Genomic DNA, 15,965 nt, shown 5'->3' on the forward strand with positions numbered 1-15,965 from the left:
GCAGTGTTGCGATTGCTAGAATGCATATTGCGCCGTCGCGACGGCGGTGTTGCGCACCAGCGTGCCCGCCGGCCCGCCGTTGTGCCGCAGGCTGGCGCTAAACAGCCACGGTCCCGGCTTCCACGACATCCCCACGCTGCTTATGCGGCTGCCGTTTTGCGGTTGCCACAGCACGTCCGCGAAGACATCCAGATCGCCGTCATTCTGCGACGCACGCAGCAGCAGGTTGCGCTGCTGCGCGCGCGGCGCCGTGCGGTCCAGCCAAGCCTCGCCCAGCACCGAGAACTTGCCGGCGTTGGTCCATGTGAATCCCGCCAGCGCCTTGCCGCCGCCTTCGCGGCGCTGCCAGCGCGGCGGCGCCACGCGGCTGAACGTCCACTCTTCATGCCGCTGCTGGAACAGCAGGGAGCCATGCATCTCCAGTTCCTCGGTGGCCACATGCGAGAACGACGCGCCGCCTTCCAGCCCGTTGCGCGCCGATACGCGCAGCACCGCGTATTCGTCGCGCGCGCCGTTCTGCCGATACAACCGCAGCGCCAGCGAACCGTCGTCGCGCGGCTGCGCACCGCGACCCTTGCCGGGGTTGGACAGTACCACCGTGACGGCGCGACTGGCGTCGAACGCTTCCCACGCCAGCATGGGCACGCCGTTCAGCGTGACCGGATTGAGCGCGCGGCGGTCTTCCTGCTGCACCACGTCCAATGGACGGAAGGCGTAGCCCACGTCCCAGCTCATCACCTTCTTGCCCACCGTGACAAAGCCCGCGCCCAGTGGACGCTCCAGCGTCAGCTCGTTCACGCGCAGCGCGGCGTTCGGACCATCGCCGCTGTCGTGCCGCGCGGTGAACACGCCGCGCAGCGCGTTCCGCAGCGGCGCGTTGAGCTGCCAGCGCAACTCGGCCTGTTCGAACGTGTTGCCGCGCGTGCCGCGCGCGTCCTCGCGCGACTCCAGCTGCGCGCGCAGATTGAGCGTGGCGCTGTCGTCGGCCCGCGCCGCGCCCGTGCCGGCGCAGGCGCTGGCCACAAGGAAGGCGGCGACGCGCGTCGCGATTGCCCGGCGCCTCATTGCGCCACGTCGTTGCGGCTCAGGTACATGGGATTGAACAACTCGTCGCCGAACTGGCGCGGCTTGTTGCTCACCATATGGACCTGCGTTTCGCGGCCGGTCTGGATCTCGTCCACCAGCGTCATGCGCGTGACGGAGTTGCGGCCGTCGCGCGTCTCCACCACAAAGTGCGCCTGCTTGACCTTGCGGTCCGACGCCGCGAACAGGTCCGCGTGCACGGGCCGGTAGTCGCTTTTGGCCACGTGCAGCAGCACGCGCTGGTAGCTGAGCGACTTGCGCAGCGCGGCCAATTCCAGTTCCAGGCACTGCACGCCGTCGACCTCCACCTCGCGCACCACCGAACCCTTGTAATCCCCCGCCCAGGTCATGTTCGCGATGTCGCCGGTGGACGCCTCGCCCAGCAGCTTCTGCATCGGCGTGATGCGCATGGCACGCGCGCTGCCCGGCACCAGCAGCCAGAAATCGTCGCCGGACATCAGCACCTTCAAGCCGGCCTCGCCGGCGGAGCGCGACAGCACCAGCGATTTGCCGCCCGGTTTCACCAGCACCTGGTAGCGTTTCTCCTTGTCCGGCTTGCCGCCCTTGAAGGTCCGCACCAGCGTTTCCACCTGGGCCGAGGCGTCCGGCAGGCGGAAGGCGTCGGCCTTTTTCAATATCGTTTCCACGTCGGCGGCGCCGGCGTGCCCCGCGGCCGCCAGCAGCGCGGCGAGCATGATCTTCTTAAACATGGCCCAGGGCTTCCACGACGGATTGATGCGCAGCCCTGCGGCTGATGAACCAGGACGCGGCGCCGGACAGCAGCGCCACCACGACGACGGCGCCCGCGTACATGGGCGCGGAGACGGCCACCACCAGCGGATAGCCATCGGTGCGGCCGGGAGGAGGGGGCATCTGGAAGCCGGACACCATCAGGAACAGCGCCACGCCGCCGGCCAGCAGCATGCCGGCGATGGCGCCGCCGCTGCCCAGCGCCAGGCCCTCCAGCGTGAACACGCGCATCACCTCGCCCGGCGTGGCGCCCATCGCGCGCAGGGTGCCGATCTCGCGGGTGCGCTCCAGCACGGCCATGGCCAAGGTGTTCGTCACCGAGAACAGCACGATCACCAGCACGATCACGCCCAGGAAGCCGAAGATGCGGTCGTACAGTCCCTTCACGCTCTTGTAGAACACGGCCTGGTCCAGCCAGGTGCGGATGTCCAGCCGGTCGCCGTGCGCGACGCGCAGCGCGGCGGCGGCGCCGTCGGTGCTGTCGATGTCGCGCAGGTACACGCTCAGCGAGCTGACCTTGGTCGTCAGCAGCAGCGACTGCGCGGTGGCCAGGTCCACCATCGCCAGGCGTTTGTCGATGTCCGCGATGCCGGTGCTGACCACGCCCTTCACCGTCACGTCCAGCGCGTTCAGGCTGCCGTTGGTGGTGGTCGTCATCAGCGTGAGCATGCTGCCCGGTCCCGCGCTCAGGATCTTCGCCAGGCCTTTGCCGATCACCACGCCGGGACCCTTGCCGGGCTGGCCGTCCAGCAGTTCGCCCGCCTCGCGCTTCATGAACGGACCCTTGACGACGAATTCCTGCGTCGCGTCCACGCCGGTGCCGAGGAAGATTTCGCTCTTGTCGCCATTGCTGATCAGGCCCGAGAACTGCAACCGAGGCAGCACGCGCTTCACGTCGGCCCGCGCCAGCAGTTCGCGCGCGAGCGCCTCCGGCTCCGGCAATCCATGCTCCAGCGGCATGTTCTCCACGCCGTCGAAGAACCTCGGCGCGGCCACCACCAGGTGGCCGGTGTCGCGCGCGCTGGCCTGGGCCAGGGACTGGTAGGTGTACAGCGCGAAGCCTCCACCCAGCAGCGCTGCGGCCGTGCCGGTGGCCGCGATGGCCAGCGTCACCAGCGAACGGCGGCGGTTGCGCGTGGCGTTCTTCAGCGCCATCGACAGCCATTTGAATTTAGTGAGCATGGCGCGCTCCCTCCAGCAGCACGCCGTCCGCCAGGGCCAGCGCGCGGTCGCAATGGCCCAGCATGCGGTCGTCGTGGGTGGCCACCAGGAAGGTGGTGCCGTGTTCGTGCGCCAGGTCCTTCATCAGCGCGATGATCTGGGCCGCGGTGGCCGCGTCCAGGTTAGCGGTCGGCTCGTCCGCGATCACCAGTTGCGGATGCTTGACGATGGCGCGCGCGATCGCCACCCGCTGGCGCTGGCCGCCGGACAGCTGGTCCGGACGGTGTTTGCCCAGGCCCGCCAGGCCCACGCGCTCCAGCGCCCCGTTCACGCGGCGGACACGCTCGGCGGCCGGCACGCCCAGCAGGTAAAGGGGAAAGTCGACATTGTCGTAGGCGTTCATCACCGGCACCAGGTTGAAGCTCTGGAACACGAAGCCGATGGTCTGGCGGCGCAGCAGCGTCTTGCGCGCGTCGTCGGCCGCCGGCAGCGGCTGGCCGGCGTACAGCATCTCGCCGCCGTCCGCGGTGTCCAGGAGGCCGCACAGGTTCAGCAGCGTGCTCTTGCCGCTGCCCGAGGGGCCGGTGATGGCGGCGATCTCGCCGCGCAGCACGGCCAGGTCCACGTTCCTCAGGGCGTGTATCGTGTTCCCGCCCAGCGTGAACGATTTGCTGATGCCGCGCAGCGACATCAATGGTTCGGCGGCGGCGTTCACAGACCCAGCTCCTTCAATCGGCTGCTGGCGCGCGCGGCCTCAGGCGCCTGCGGGGCGAGGGCGACGATCTGTTTCAGGTAGGCCGCTTCGTCGTCGCCGCGCTGCTCCGCCTTGGCGGTCCTGGCCGCGAGCGCCAGCAGGCGGGCCCGCACGGGCGGGGCGGCCTGGCCGAACACGCTGGACTTGAGCGCCGCCTCCAGCGCGCGCTTGCCGCTGGCGGAGCGGTTCATGAAGTCCGGCAGCGAGAGCAGGGTGGTGGCGGCCAGCATGCGCGTCTCCACGCTTTCCGGCGTGCCGTGGAACAGGGCCTCGTCGTGAGCGGGCGTGAGCTGGGCCAGCGCCTTCTCCACCGCGTCCGCGCCGTCCTCGGCGTATTTCAGCTTATTCCACGGCATGTAGGCGTCGCGGCCCAGGATGGCGGTGCCGGCGCCGGCGTAGGCGGCCAGCAGCGGATGGCCGGGATGACCGGCCGCCAGCGCGTTGAACTTTTCGATGGCTGCCTCGCAGGTCTTGCCGTCGCCGGACAGGCAGGCCATGAATTGCTGGCGCGCCTCCTTGAAACCGAAGGGGGCGGCTTCCCGCGGCGCGGCGGCAACGGAAACGCAGCTTGTGGCGAGGGCGAGGGCGGTGATGAACTCTTTCATGATCGGGTCTCCTGTGGTTGTATCGACAACGACAGGCTACCGATGCGTACTAGAGCCTTCCACGCGGATGCGACGAAACCGGGTTTTCAGCCCCCGAAACCGGGCAGCCAAGCGAGCTGAGCCCCATTTGGTGACTCGGCGTCCCCGCCATGCCCCCAATGGGGCTCAGCTCGCCAGCAGCGCAATTTTTTCGCCAAGCCCTAGTCAATCCGGAGTTTGGTCTATATAATTCGGGCCTCAATTCCCTGATAGCTCAGTCGGTAGAGCGACGGACTGTTAATCCGCAGGTCCCTGGTTCGAGTCCAGGTCGGGGAGCCAGAATATTGAACGGCCCCACGAGTAATCGTGGGGCCGTTTTCTTTTGGTCTGGTCCTCGGCTGGCTTGGCCGCGCTTGGCCTCGAACGGCGCTCTTAAGTTTGTGCTAACGAAGTGATGCCAGTATCGCTCGATTTCAACCACGCGATGGCGGCTTGTCATTCGATCCCGTATGCTCACCAGTCAAACTCGCGGCGCGCGCCGCGCACTCCAACTGTTCAAGTGCACGTTCGCGGCCTTGTTACTCCTGCTGCTGGCATACCTCTTCTTAGCGGCGAATCCCGAACCCATGTTCAAGTTCCGGACGACGTACCAGAACTACCATGTATGGTCAGACCGCCCGATCCCCGCCGGCATTACTGGTGTACTCGATGACGCTACTCGGCGCTGGCGGACCTCCACGCTGTATGACAGTCGCACCCGGGTTAATATATTTTTCTGCTACGAGCCTTGGCGATTGTGGTTCTATGGTGGGCGCTTTGACGCCTCGATGGGGGGCGCCGCGGCCGGGATCGTGGTGGAGAACGTCTTCATACGTGCTTCAGACATCGCAGCCAACCGCATCTATTCGCCAGGGCCGGGGCCGATCGCCGATGCGGATCAACGGCCCCTGTCGTATTTCATCGCCCATGAGGTGACACATAGCGACGTGGCGCGCCGGTTCGGGCGCTTGATGATGTTGCGTTATCCGATGTGGCTAGTCGAGGGGTATGCGGACTACGTGGGGAAAGGCGGGGACTTTGACTTCGATCTCAATCATAAGCTATTCATGGAAGGGGATCGCGCGATGAATTTCGGAAGCAGCGGACTGTATCGCGAGTTTCATTTGAAGACCGCGTACCTGCTTGATAAGCAGAGGAAGACGCTTTCTCAGGTGTTCTCTGATCCGCCTGGCGATGCTCAAGTGGAGACATGGCTACGCGAGTATCGGCCGCTGCGTGACTTCAAGGATCGGTAACAGTGCTCAACGGCTGATTTTGCCCATCCGACGAGTCGTGGATCTCCCGCATCGTGGCGACCACGCGGCCGGCCACCTCGCCGCCGCGCACCGCCACCGTGCAGGCCGACTGCGCCAGCGAGCTGGCCTGGTGCGCGGAGCTGGTGTTCCGCGAGGCGCGGTGCGTCAGCCGCTCGACCGAGGACACGGTCTCGGACAACGGACCGCCGCTCTCAAGTTGGCTTCCGGCGCAGGAAACAAATTCCTAGCAATCCAAGGCCCGCCAGCAGCTCGATGTACGCTTCCGGTTCAGGCACGGCGGGCAATGGCAGGGCCGAGTTGTACCAGAGCGCGCCATGCAGCGCGGCGGTGCTGCCGTTGCTGTACTGTTCAAAAGTCAAGGCAAGGTGATCGACGTTGCCATAGACATCAAAACCGAGATCGTAGATATGGAACGAACCCGTTGTCGAGCTTGGGTGGGCGTAGCCATAGCTGATGGCGAGCCCTGGATGAAGGGAGTTCGCCGTGGACGGTGACATCGCGTTGTCATACTGACCAATCGCAAGGGGAATGTTTTTCCCCGCCGTCCAAAAATTGCCAAACCACGATGGTAGAGGTTGAGGTTGGTTTCCACTCGTATCCAGCCAAAAATTCACGTTGCTGTGATTCTGGTCGACATTGATCACCAAGTGCCCATCCTTTGGAGTGGTAAGGTGGTAAGTCTGGCCCTGTCCCACCAGGTCGCCAGCGTCGGATCGCATCGACAGGAATGTCTTCTCCTGGTTGGCGCAGGCGAACGATGTCACCAGAAAGGCGGCGGTGCCGAGTAGTATTTTCAGAGTATTCATAAGATCGTTCTCCCCGCGCTCGCGCAACCGGCGTGCAGATATGTTGATCGAATACTGAGTATCCGCCGCTGGGAATCATGTAATTTTGATATTTGTCACGTGGGGGTTCCAGATCGCCACAGCCCTCAAACAGTAACGTCGCCGCCCTGCGCCAAGCAGCTGCGGCGATAATCGGCTGGCGGCTTGCCGACCAGTTTTTCAAAGTCGGACGTGAAGTGGGCCTGGTCGTAATAACCCAAGGCCAACGCCAGCTCGGACAGGTTGACTTCCACACCGCTGGACAGTTGATCGGCCGCGTCCAGCAGCCGGTTACGGCGGATCACCCACTTGGGGTTGATGCCGACGTATTCCTTGAACAGGATTTGCAGGCGCCGCATGCTTAGCTGGGCGCGCTCGGCCAACTCCTCCACCCGCGTCAGCCCCGGCGTTTCGCCGACGATCTTCAAAATGGCCTCAATCCGCGCCACCTGCGGATCGGCGGGCGGCAAGACGCGGCGGATGAGAGCGCTGGCGGCTGCGACCATGCCGGCATCGTCCGGCGCCGACAGCACGGCGTGCTCCACCTGCGCCTCGTCGCAATCGAACAGCGCCGACAACCGCAGCGTCTGGTCGGTGATGGTTTGCACCGGCTTGCCAAGCATCGCGCGGAACGCGCCGGGCCGGAAGCGCACCCCCAGCACACGACCGCTGCCGCGCTGCGTGTATTCAAACGCGCCCGTCATCACCCCGAACACTGCCGTCCGGCCTTGGTCGAATACCAGATGGATGCAGGGCGAGGGCAGGGTGCGCTGCACGTGGCTGGCGCCATCTGGCAAACGCCATTCGACCAGCCAGAAGTATTCGACTACGGCCGCCAGGTCCGGCGCCGGCAGGTAGCGCTCCAGACGGAACGCCTTTTTGGCGGCGGCCGGATTGACTACACCTTTAGGGCGGTCACGCACCTTGAGTAAGCTGGTCATGATGGTTGAGGCGGCGCGTAGTGGCCGTGTTCGCGTTTTTACAAGACGGGCATGATAGCAAGAGTTACCTTGCTGTTTTCATATTACTTGCCCCTCAACCGGAGACTCCCATGGCAACCCAATTGACCCTGCATCATTGCCCGCAATCCCGCTCCACTGGCGTCCTCGCGCTGCTGCGCGAGCTGGATGCGCCGTTCGAACTGCACCTGATGAACATGAAACGGGGCGAAAACCGGGCCCCCGCCTACCTGGCCATTAATCCACTGGGCAAGGTGCCGGCCATCACCCATGACGGCGCCGTCATCACCGAGCAGGTCGCGATCTACCAATACTTGGCCGAACTGTTCCCGGCCGCCGGCCTGGCGCCGGCGCTCGGCGATCCGTCGCGCGGCCCCTACCTGCGCTGGCTGGCGCTGTACGGCAGTTGCTTCGAACCGGCCGTGATCGACCATTGGATGCAGCGCCCGCCGACCGACAAGATGGCGTGTCCGTACGGCGACTTCGACAGCATCTTCACGTTGTTCACCGACCAGCTGGCCAAGGGGCCGTATCTGCTAGGCGACAAGTTCAGCGCCGTTGACGTTTTATGGGGTACATCGATAGGCTGGATGAATGCCTTCAAGCTGCTGCCGGAGTCGTCGCTGATCGCGGCTTACGCGGAGCGCATCGCCAGCCGTCCAGCCGTGATGGCCGCGAACGCCGAGGATGCCGAGCTCGCCGCCGCGCAAGCCCAAGCTGCTTGACTGGCCGGGGCAGACCGCCGCGCTACCGCAGTCTCAGCGAGGCGGCGCCTTGCGCGCGTCCAATGGCGCCCGGCCGTCCCGGCCGCTGCTCGTCCATCTCCACCCGCCACACGGAGATGGCCGACGCCAGTTCCCTGGCCTGGCGCGACAGCTCCTTGGCCGCCGTGGTGCTCTCGCTGGCCAGTTCGGCGTAGTTGCGCGTCATCTGGCCCAGCCCGGTGACGGCCAGGTTGACCTGGCCCACCTCGGCCAGCTGCGCCTGGCTGGCCGTGGCGATCTCGGCCACCAGGGCCGACACCTGCTGCACCTGCTCGACGATCTCGGCCATCGTGTCGCCCGAGCTGCGCACCAGGTTCGAGCCGGCCTCGATGCGCTCCACGCTGGCCTGGATGATGTCCTTGATCTCGCGCGCCGACTGGGTGGTCTTCTGCGCCAGCCCGCGCACCTCGGCGGCCACGACGGCGAAGCCGCGCCCGTGCTCGCCGGCGCGCGAGGCCTCGACGGCGGCGTTCAGCGCCAGGATGTTGGTCTGGAAGGCGATGCTGTCGATCACGCCGACGATGTCGGCGATCTTGGTCGACGAGTCGTGGATCTCCTGCATCGTGGCGACCACGCGGCCGGCCACCTCGCCGCCGCGCACCGCCACCGTGCTGGCCGACTGCGCCAGCGAACTGGCCTGGTGCGCCGAGCTGGTGTTCTGCGTGGCGCGGTGCGTCAGCCGCTCGACCGAGGACACGGTCTCGGACAGGCTGGCCGACTGCTCGCGGGTGCGCAGGCCCAGGTTCTCGTTGCCGTGCACGATGTCGCGCGCGCCCACGTTGACCTTTTGGCTGGCCGAGCGGATGTTGCCGACCACGTCGGTCAGCGTGGCCACCATGCGCGCCTGGGCGTTCAGCAGGCGCGCCGTCTCGTCGTCGCCGCGGGCGGCGGCGACCCGGCCCAGTTCGCCGCGCGAGACCGCCTCGGCCACGACGACCGCGTCGTCCAGGCTGCGCGTGATGCGGCGGATGGTGAGCACGCTGAGCAGGCCGGTGGCGACGATGATGGCGGCCGCCGCGCCCAGGATGATCAGCAGCGAAGAGTCGACCCGGCTGTCCACCGCCGCCACCACCTCCATCTGGCGCGCGCCGATGCTCTTCAGGCTGGCCTCGCCCGCCGTGGCCTTGTCGGCGGCCACGCTTTTCAGGCGCAGCATGGAGGCGTTCATCCGCTCTTCGCTGTTGAGCAGGCTGGTCTTGGCCTGCGCGATCTTGGCCACCGAGGCCGCCACCGATTGCATGGCGGCCAGCGCCTGCTCGACGTTCTGCCCGAACTGCGGACGCCCCATCTTCACCAGGCCGGCGCGCATCTCGTTCATCCTGCCCTCCAGGCGCGCGGTCAGCTTGCCGACCTCGGCGTTGATGGCGGCCACGTCGGCCGGCGTCGTCGCCAGCATCAGCAGGCGCAGGTCGGCCGTCACCTCGCGGATCTCCAGCGCGACCGCCTCGCTGCTGGCGACCACGCCGCCCGGCTCGTTGCGCAGGCGCAGCGCGCCCTCGAGTATCTGGTGCTGCTTGAAGGCCTGCACCTCCATGGTGTCGGTCAGCGTGCCGAGCTTCCTGGATTGTTCATCCAGCGGCGTCAGGATGGCCTTGCGCTTGTTCTGATAGCGGCTCTCGGCGTCGGGCTTGTTCGCCAGCACGGCCGCGCGCAGGGCGCTCAGGCCCTCGTTCTCGTTGACGTAGCTCTCGTACGTGGCCGTGGCCACCGCCTTGACCTCCTTCAGCACGTCCTCCGAGCCGGACGGCGGCGCCAGGCGCTGGATGCTGTCGACGGTGGCCTTGAGGCGCTCCTTGAGCGGGGTCAGGCGGAAGCGGTTGCCGACGGTGTCGGTCTCGTTGACGACCAGCGCCAGTTCCCGCAGCTTGACCTGCGCCATCAGCGCCGAGCGGGTGGCGTTGCCCAGGCGCCGGGACGCGTCCTGCGCGGCGTCGGCCGCCTTCACGGCGTCCACGCCGATGGCGTTGACGTTGTTGCGGGTCAGGGCGATGGCCTCCTGCGCCTGCGTCAGCGCCTGCTTCACGCTGTCGCTCTCCTTGCGGTAGGCGGCGTCGTCCGCCAGGCGCTTCTCCACCGCGCGCATGATCTCGGCCTGGGTGTCGCTGAAGTCGCTGGAGTCGGCGCGCAGGGCCGGGTTGAGGGCGGCCATGTCGGCGCCCAGCTTCTCGATCGCGCCCAGTTCCTGCCGTATCGCCTGGTCCGCGCTTTGCACCTCGTCCCGGCCCTTGGCCAGCGTCAGCTTGAACAGCGCGCCGACCAGGCGCTCGGTGCGCTGCTGCAGCTCGTGGGTCTTGTTCTGCAGCGGCGTGGCCTCGAGCGTCAGCGTGCGCAGGTCGGCCTGGATCGACGTCACAGCGGTGTAGCTGACCGCCGCGACGAACAGCAGGCCGGCGGTGGAGCACGCCGACAGGGCCAGTAGGCGGTGCGAGATCTTCATGGCGCGATCACTTCAGCTTGCTGATTTTTCCGTCGACGATGCGTGTCAGGAACACCTGGTTGAAGGCCTGGTGGTTGTCCGGCGCGAAGCTGACCGCCATGCCGCCCAGGTCCACGCCCTTCATCGCCTCCAGCGTCTGCATCAGCGTGGCGCGGGTGGGGGCCTTGCCGCTTTTCTCCAGCGCCGCCGCCATCACGCGCGCCGTCAGGCAGCCCTCGAAGTTGACGAAGCCGAAAGGCTCGCCGGTGTGCTTGGCGACCAGCGCGCGGCACTCGGCGGTGACGGCCAGCGTGTCGTCGTGCGGGAAGGGCACGACCTGCGAGATCACCACCCCGTCGCCGTCCTTGCCCACCTGGCTCACCAGGCTGTCGGTGCCGACGAAGGACACCGTCGCCAGCTGCGATTTCAGTCCGGCCGCGCGCGCCGCCTTGACGAAGGCCGCCAGCGGCGTGTAGGGGCCGACCATGACGATGGCGTCCGGCTTGGCGTTGAGCATGGCGGCCAGGCCGGTGTTGATGGCCACCGTGTTGCGCTCGAAGGTGCCGCGCGCGGCGACCGCCATGCCGCGCTGCTTCAGCGCCTTCTCGGTGCCGGACAGCACCGCCAGGCCGAAGCCGTCGTCCTGGTAGAACACGGCCACGCTCTTGGCGCCCTGGGCGACGAAGTGCGCCACCAGCGTCTCGGCCTCGTCGTCGTAGCTGGCGCGCACGTTGAAGATCTGCTTCGTCACGGGCTGGCGCAGCGACATCGCGCCGGTGAACAGGCCGACCAGCGGCACGTCCAGCTCCTTGACGATGGGGATGACGGCGTTGGCCGTCGGCGTGCCGACGTGGCCGAACAGGGCGAACACCTTCTCGCCCTCGATCATCTTGAGCGTCTCGTCGACGGCCTTGTTGGGTTCGTAGCCGTCGTCGGCCACGGACAGCCGGATTTGCCGGCCGTGGATGCCGCCCTTGGCGTTGACTTCCTTGAAATAAGCCTCGGCGCCGGCGCGCATGCCCTTGCCCAGGGCGGAGGCCGGCCCGGTCTGCACGTTGACCATGCCCAGTTTGATTTCAGTGTCGGTCACGCCCTCCTCGGCCATCGCGGACAGGGGCAGGAACAGCGCCGAGGCGGTGGCGATCAAGCGGGCTAGCTTCTGGGGCAACATTGGGGTCTCCTAGGGACGGTGCGTTGGGGGACCGGCGAGCCGGCACACCGCACCATCCTAGTTGACATTCAGCAATGTATCTATAAGGAAATGCCTCATACGCTGTAGTCAAATCCCTACAAGCGTTTCAAGCACGGCTGTCCTCAGCGGGTAAACGGCGTGTTGCCGATCGGCGTGTTGCCCATCGCCTTGTCCGGGGTGTCCAGGCTGGGGGCCTGGCCTTGCAGGTAGTGGCGCGCCTGTTCGACGCCGGCGCCGCTGACCACCGCTTGCATGACGCTGTCGTTGGCGATCGTCCATTCCTTGAACGCGGCGTCGGGCGCGGGCGCGCGGCGCAGCTCGGCCAGCAGTTCGTCGCGGTCCACCCCGGCCACCAGACGCGCCTGCCATTGGGTGGCCCAGGCGGCCATGGCGGGGTCGCGCCGGTCGTGGGCCAGTACGCTGAGGGCCTGGCGCGACTTGGCGCCGTTGCCGGCGTACGCGTGCACGAGGGCGGCGGCGCGGGTGTATTCCTTGACTTCGCGTCCATTGTTCCAGGCCAGCTGCGCGGCCGTCATGGCGGTTTCTGTCAGTTCCTCGCCGGAATCGAGCTCGCTGCGGAGCAGGGCGTAGGCCGCCTCGGCCGACGCCGGGTCGGCGTTGACGGCGTCCACCAAGTGGCGGCGGGCCGCTTCCAACGCGCCGGCCTTGGCGGCGCCCTGCTGCCGGCCCGCGGCGCGCAGGTGCGCCAGGCCCAGCAGATAAAGGGCTTCGGCGTTGCCCTTGTCGTCGCGGACGAGCGTGTCCAGGTAGGGGATGGCGTCCCGCGGATCGCCCCAGTCGATCTGCGCGCGGCTGAGGGCGGCGCGGGCCAGCGGATGGTTGGGCATGCCGCCGGGGTTGGCGCTCATCTTGCGCAGCAGCGCTTCGCCGGTGGCGCGGCCGGGGCAGGTTTTCAGCCTGGCGTCCATCATCACATAGTCGGTCACCGCGTCGGGCAGGCCGGTAAACGCGATCCGGGCGGTGGGCAGCGTGGGCACTTCCACCTGCATCACCTTGATGGAGGCGAGGCGATAGCGCCACAGCATCTCGCCGAGCTGGTCCGTCTTGATGCCGTAGGCCGTTTCGAAGGCCTGGGCGGCGGACATGTCGCGGTTGGCCAGGTTGAGGTAGCGCGCCAGCTTGCCGCGGTTCTCCTCCGAGGACAGCATGAAGTGGGTCAGCAGCCACGAACGGGCCGCGAACTCCAGCCTGACGCCCGCTTCGCCGGCGTAGTTGTGGCCCTTGCTGTCGTTATCGTCGAGCACGTCCGCATAACTCAGGCTGTAGCGGTGGCCGTCCTCGACGAAGTTCAGGTAGCGCCCCATGTTGAGGGGCGTTTTGCCGACCGCCAGTTGATTGTCCGAGAAGCGGACGTCGGCGAAATACTGCGCGAAGCCCTCGATGAACGAGAGCGGCGCGCGGATGTCGGTGTGGCGGTACAGGAAGTGGCGGGCATAGCCTTCGAACAGGAAGGACAGGGTGTCGTTGGCGGGGGCGGTGCTCAAACGCGCGTTCTCGATCCGGACAATGCGATCGAGCTGCACGCCGGCGGCTTGCACGCCCGCGCTGCAACTGTTGTACAGGCCGATGGCGTCGGCGGGGGCCTTGCCGGCGTGCTGGCCCAGGGCGCCGGGCTTGTTGTGGTAATACAGGGTGAGCTTGGGTTCGTGCGGCCGGGCCTTGAAGTAGGACTTGGTATAGACGCGCAGCAGGAAATCCAGGCGCTCCATATTGTGCAAGAGCTCCGCGACGCCCTGCTGCGAAGCGTCGGAGTAGACCACGAAGTGCTGGCTCTCCGCCTTGAACCACACGGACGGGTTTTTCTGGCCCTGGACCGTGACGCGCTGCTCCGCTGGCGCCGGGCTGGCCTGCTGGGCGCTGGCCGTGTGCGTGCACAGCAGGGCCAGCGCGGCCAGCGCGCAACTGGCGAGGGGCGATGCGATGGCGCGGCCTCGCAAGGCATCGATCGGTTCGAGACGGGCGGGCGCGGTGCGGGTATTCATCAGCGGAGGTCTTTCCTTCCCGGAGTGGCCGGGCTCAATCGGGCGATGCTAAACGACGGGCGCGCGGCGGCAAAGCCATGTGCCATGGTGTACGAAAAAATATAAGCGGATATGGCGGTTTTCACAACTCGGCGGGACTGTTCCGGAATGTCCGCCATGCCCGGGCCGATGCGCCCCACGAGATCGGGTTCGCTGTGGAGTGTGACGAACGCCGCCCCCACGGGGATAAGCCCCGGAACGCCGCTGCTATACTCCGCGCCATGAAACGTTCCCTCTCCTTGCCGGCATGGCTGCGGGCCTTGCTGATCAACTTCGCGCTGTGGGCGGCGCTGTGCGCGGTGGCCGGCATCACCACCTGGGGCGACGCCGAGCACGATGGCGACATGCGCAGCTACTGGCAGATGACGCTGGGCTGGTGGTGCGGCTACCTGGCGCTGATGGTGCAGAGCTATCTGCTGTACATGGTGTACCGGCGCTATCCCGCCTTGCTGGCCACGCCGCGCCGCATCGCGGCGGGCTATCTGGTCTATGTGGCGCTGGGCTGGCCCGGCGCGATGCTGGGACTGGCCTTCCGGCGCACCTTCAAACTGGACCGGGAACCCACGCTGGCCAACGCCTGGCACTACTGGGTGTCGATGAACAAGTTCGAATGGTTTGTCGTCTTCGTGCTGCTGACGATGGCCTTCGGCGCCGTGGCGGCGGTCCTGCTCTCGCGCCTGCGCCAGCAGCAGGACCGCGAGTTGGCGCAAACGCGGCTGTCGCTGGAGGTCCAGCGGCTGGCGGCGCTGCGCGGCCAGCTGGAACCGCACTTCATGTTCAACACGCTCAGCGCCATCGGCGCGATGGTGCGGGTGGACGACAAGCCGCTGGCGCTGGACGGCCTGGCGCGCCTGGGATCGCTGCTGCGCTACGCCTTGTCCAGCAGCGAACGGGATTGGGTGGACATGGAGGAGGAACTGCGATTCGTGCAGGACTATCTCGACTTGCAGCGCCTGCGTTTCGGCCCGCGCCTGCGGGTGCGCGTCGAGGGCGGGCACCTGCTGGGCGAGGGAATCGAATGCCCGCCCATGCTGCTGCAGCCGCTGGTGGAAAACGCGCTGCGGCACGACCTGGAGTGCCATGAGGATGCCAGCGACATCGTCATCGCGTTCAGCCGCGAGGACGCGCGCCTGCTGGCGCGGGTCAGCAATCCCATCCCGCTGCACGCGGCGCCCAAGGCGGGCCTGGGCATAGGCCTGCGCGGCACCCGCGCGCGCTTGCGCCTCGCCTATGGCGACGCGGCCTCGCTGACCGCCGGGGACGTCGGCGGCCGCTTCGTGGCCGAACTGCGCATCCCCTTGATGGCGGCGGCATGAGCGGCCAACCGAGGGTGCTCATCGTCGACGACGAGGCGCACGCGCGCATCAATTTGCGGCTGGCGCTGGAGGCGCTGCCCGGCTGGCGCGTGGCGGGCGAATGCGCCAGCGCCGCCGCCGCGCGCGCGCACCTGGCCTCCGACAGCGTGGACGTGCTGCTGCTGGACGTGCAGATGCCGCTCGAATCCGGGCTGGAACTGGCGCGGGAACTCAGCCGGCTCGACTCCCCGCCGCTGGTGGTTTTCGTTACCGCCCATCGCGGCCACGCGCTGGAGGCGTTCGACGCGCACGCGCTCGACTACGTCGTCAAGCCGGTGGACGAGCGCCGCCTGCGGCAGGCGCTGGAGCGCGCCGGCGCGCTGCTGGACCAGCGCGAAGCCTATGCGCGGGCGCTGCGCCTGTACACCGATCCCGCGCCCGGCTACTGGCGCTCGCTGACGGTACGCTCGGTGGGGCGGATCGACCGGGTCGACCTGGCCGACGTACTGTGGATAGAGAGCGCGGGGAACTATGTCTCGCTGCACCTGGCGCAGCGCGCGCTGCTGCATCGGAGCACGCTGGGGGAACTGGAGCGCTATCTCGATCCGGCCGATTTCCTTCGCATCCACCGGCGCGCGCTGGTGCGGCGCGGCCAGTTGCTCACGCTGCGCCAGACGCAGGAGGGCGGCTACGCGCTGGCGCTGCGCTGCGGGCAGGAACTGGCCGTCAGCGAGCGTTATGCGGCGGCGGTCAAAGCGGCATTGCGCGGCAGTTGACCGCTTGCCGCGCCGGTGCCCGGGAGGCGGCGAACGCGCGCTTTTTTGT

General features: G+C 67.3%; 15 protein-coding genes and 1 tRNA gene. 5 read left to right on the top strand and 11 right to left on the bottom strand.

Annotated features, from left to right (window positions below; translation table 11 throughout):
* Positions 1-15: 15 nt before the first annotated feature.
* Genes BM436_RS23845 through BM436_RS23865 form a run of 5 tightly spaced genes read right to left on the bottom strand, consistent with a single transcriptional unit; the run spans position 16 to position 4,353 of the window.
* The gene (locus tag BM436_RS23845; RefSeq protein ID WP_093558041.1) at positions 16-1,065 is read right to left on the bottom strand and encodes a hypothetical protein; all 1,050 of its coding nucleotides are present in this window, start codon (positions 1,063-1,065) and stop codon (positions 16-18) included.
* Complete coding sequence (locus BM436_RS23850) at positions 1,062-1,793, bottom strand: outer membrane lipoprotein-sorting protein (protein WP_093558042.1); 732 nt, start codon at positions 1,791-1,793, stop codon at positions 1,062-1,064. Before BM436_RS23850 ends, BM436_RS23845 begins: the two co-directional genes overlap by 4 nt.
* The gene (locus BM436_RS23855) at positions 1,786-3,015 is read right to left on the bottom strand and encodes an ABC transporter permease (protein ID WP_093558043.1); all 1,230 of its coding nucleotides are present in this window, start codon (positions 3,013-3,015) and stop codon (positions 1,786-1,788) included. Before BM436_RS23855 ends, BM436_RS23850 begins: the two co-directional genes overlap by 8 nt.
* The gene (locus BM436_RS23860) at positions 3,005-3,709 is read right to left on the bottom strand and encodes an ABC transporter ATP-binding protein (RefSeq protein ID WP_229490648.1); all 705 of its coding nucleotides are present in this window, start codon (positions 3,707-3,709) and stop codon (positions 3,005-3,007) included. The genes BM436_RS23855 and BM436_RS23860 overlap by 11 nt, the downstream gene beginning before the upstream one ends.
* Complete coding sequence (locus BM436_RS23865) at positions 3,706-4,353, bottom strand: hypothetical protein (protein ID WP_093558044.1); 648 nt, start codon at positions 4,351-4,353, stop codon at positions 3,706-3,708. The genes BM436_RS23860 and BM436_RS23865 overlap by 4 nt, the downstream gene beginning before the upstream one ends.
* 242 nt (positions 4,354-4,595) lie before the next feature.
* On the opposite strand from BM436_RS23865, the gene BM436_RS23870 reads away from it, so the two are divergent.
* Positions 4,596-4,671: transfer RNA gene (locus tag BM436_RS23870), tRNA-Asn, on the top strand.
* 170 nt (positions 4,672-4,841) lie between these two features.
* Positions 4,842-5,627 carry a hypothetical protein gene (locus tag BM436_RS23875; protein ID WP_093558045.1) on the top strand — a complete coding sequence of 262 codons (786 nt, stop codon included), beginning with the start codon at positions 4,842-4,844 and terminating at the stop codon, positions 5,625-5,627.
* On the opposite strand, the gene BM436_RS23880 is transcribed toward BM436_RS23875, so the two are convergent.
* The 3 genes from BM436_RS23880 to BM436_RS23890 all read right to left on the bottom strand — a co-directional run bounded on the left by BM436_RS23880 (position 5,614) and on the right by BM436_RS23890 (position 7,413).
* Complete coding sequence (locus BM436_RS23880) at positions 5,614-5,826, bottom strand: hypothetical protein (protein WP_093558046.1); 213 nt, start codon at positions 5,824-5,826, stop codon at positions 5,614-5,616. The genes BM436_RS23875 and BM436_RS23880 overlap by 14 nt on opposite strands.
* Positions 5,827-5,839: 13 nt before the next feature.
* On the bottom strand, positions 5,840-6,454 hold the full coding sequence (locus BM436_RS23885) for a PEP-CTERM sorting domain-containing protein (RefSeq protein ID WP_143133290.1): 615 nt from the start codon (positions 6,452-6,454) through the stop codon (positions 5,840-5,842).
* A gap of 125 nt (positions 6,455-6,579) precedes the next feature.
* Positions 6,580-7,413 carry a DUF6597 domain-containing transcriptional factor gene (locus BM436_RS23890; RefSeq protein WP_093558048.1) on the bottom strand — a complete coding sequence of 278 codons (834 nt, stop codon included), beginning with the start codon at positions 7,411-7,413 and terminating at the stop codon, positions 6,580-6,582.
* 110 nt (positions 7,414-7,523) lie between these two features.
* On the opposite strand from BM436_RS23890, the gene BM436_RS23895 reads away from it, so the two are divergent.
* Positions 7,524-8,156 carry a glutathione S-transferase family protein gene (locus BM436_RS23895; protein WP_093558049.1) on the top strand — a complete coding sequence of 211 codons (633 nt, stop codon included), beginning with the start codon at positions 7,524-7,526 and terminating at the stop codon, positions 8,154-8,156.
* Positions 8,157-8,178: 22 nt separating this feature from the next.
* Here BM436_RS23895 and BM436_RS23900 read toward each other — a convergent pair whose 3' ends face one another.
* From BM436_RS23900 to BM436_RS23910, 3 genes are all read right to left on the bottom strand, one after another.
* Positions 8,179-10,632 carry a methyl-accepting chemotaxis protein gene (locus BM436_RS23900; RefSeq protein ID WP_093558050.1) on the bottom strand — a complete coding sequence of 818 codons (2,454 nt, stop codon included), beginning with the start codon at positions 10,630-10,632 and terminating at the stop codon, positions 8,179-8,181.
* Positions 10,633-10,639: 7 nt separating this feature from the next.
* Entirely contained in the window at positions 10,640-11,782 is a 1,143-nt protein-coding gene (locus tag BM436_RS23905) for an ABC transporter substrate-binding protein (RefSeq protein WP_229490649.1), read from the bottom strand.
* Positions 11,783-11,925: 143 nt separating this feature from the next.
* A complete protein-coding gene (locus BM436_RS23910; RefSeq protein ID WP_143133291.1) occupies positions 11,926-13,806 on the bottom strand; it encodes a tetratricopeptide repeat protein in 1,881 nt (626 codons plus the stop codon).
* 260 nt (positions 13,807-14,066) lie between these two features.
* On the opposite strand from BM436_RS23910, the gene BM436_RS23915 reads away from it, so the two are divergent.
* Positions 14,067-15,161, top strand: a complete 1,095-nt coding sequence (locus BM436_RS23915) for a sensor histidine kinase (protein ID WP_177307453.1) — start codon at positions 14,067-14,069, stop codon at positions 15,159-15,161.
* A complete protein-coding gene (locus BM436_RS23920; RefSeq protein ID WP_093558053.1) occupies positions 15,158-15,916 on the top strand; it encodes a LytR/AlgR family response regulator transcription factor in 759 nt (252 codons plus the stop codon). The genes BM436_RS23915 and BM436_RS23920 overlap by 4 nt, the downstream gene beginning before the upstream one ends.
* Positions 15,917-15,965 lie beyond the last annotated feature (49 nt).

Source organism: Pseudoduganella namucuonensis (assembly GCF_900116645.1).
GTDB lineage: Bacteria > Pseudomonadota > Gammaproteobacteria > Burkholderiales > Burkholderiaceae_D > Rugamonas > Rugamonas namucuonensis.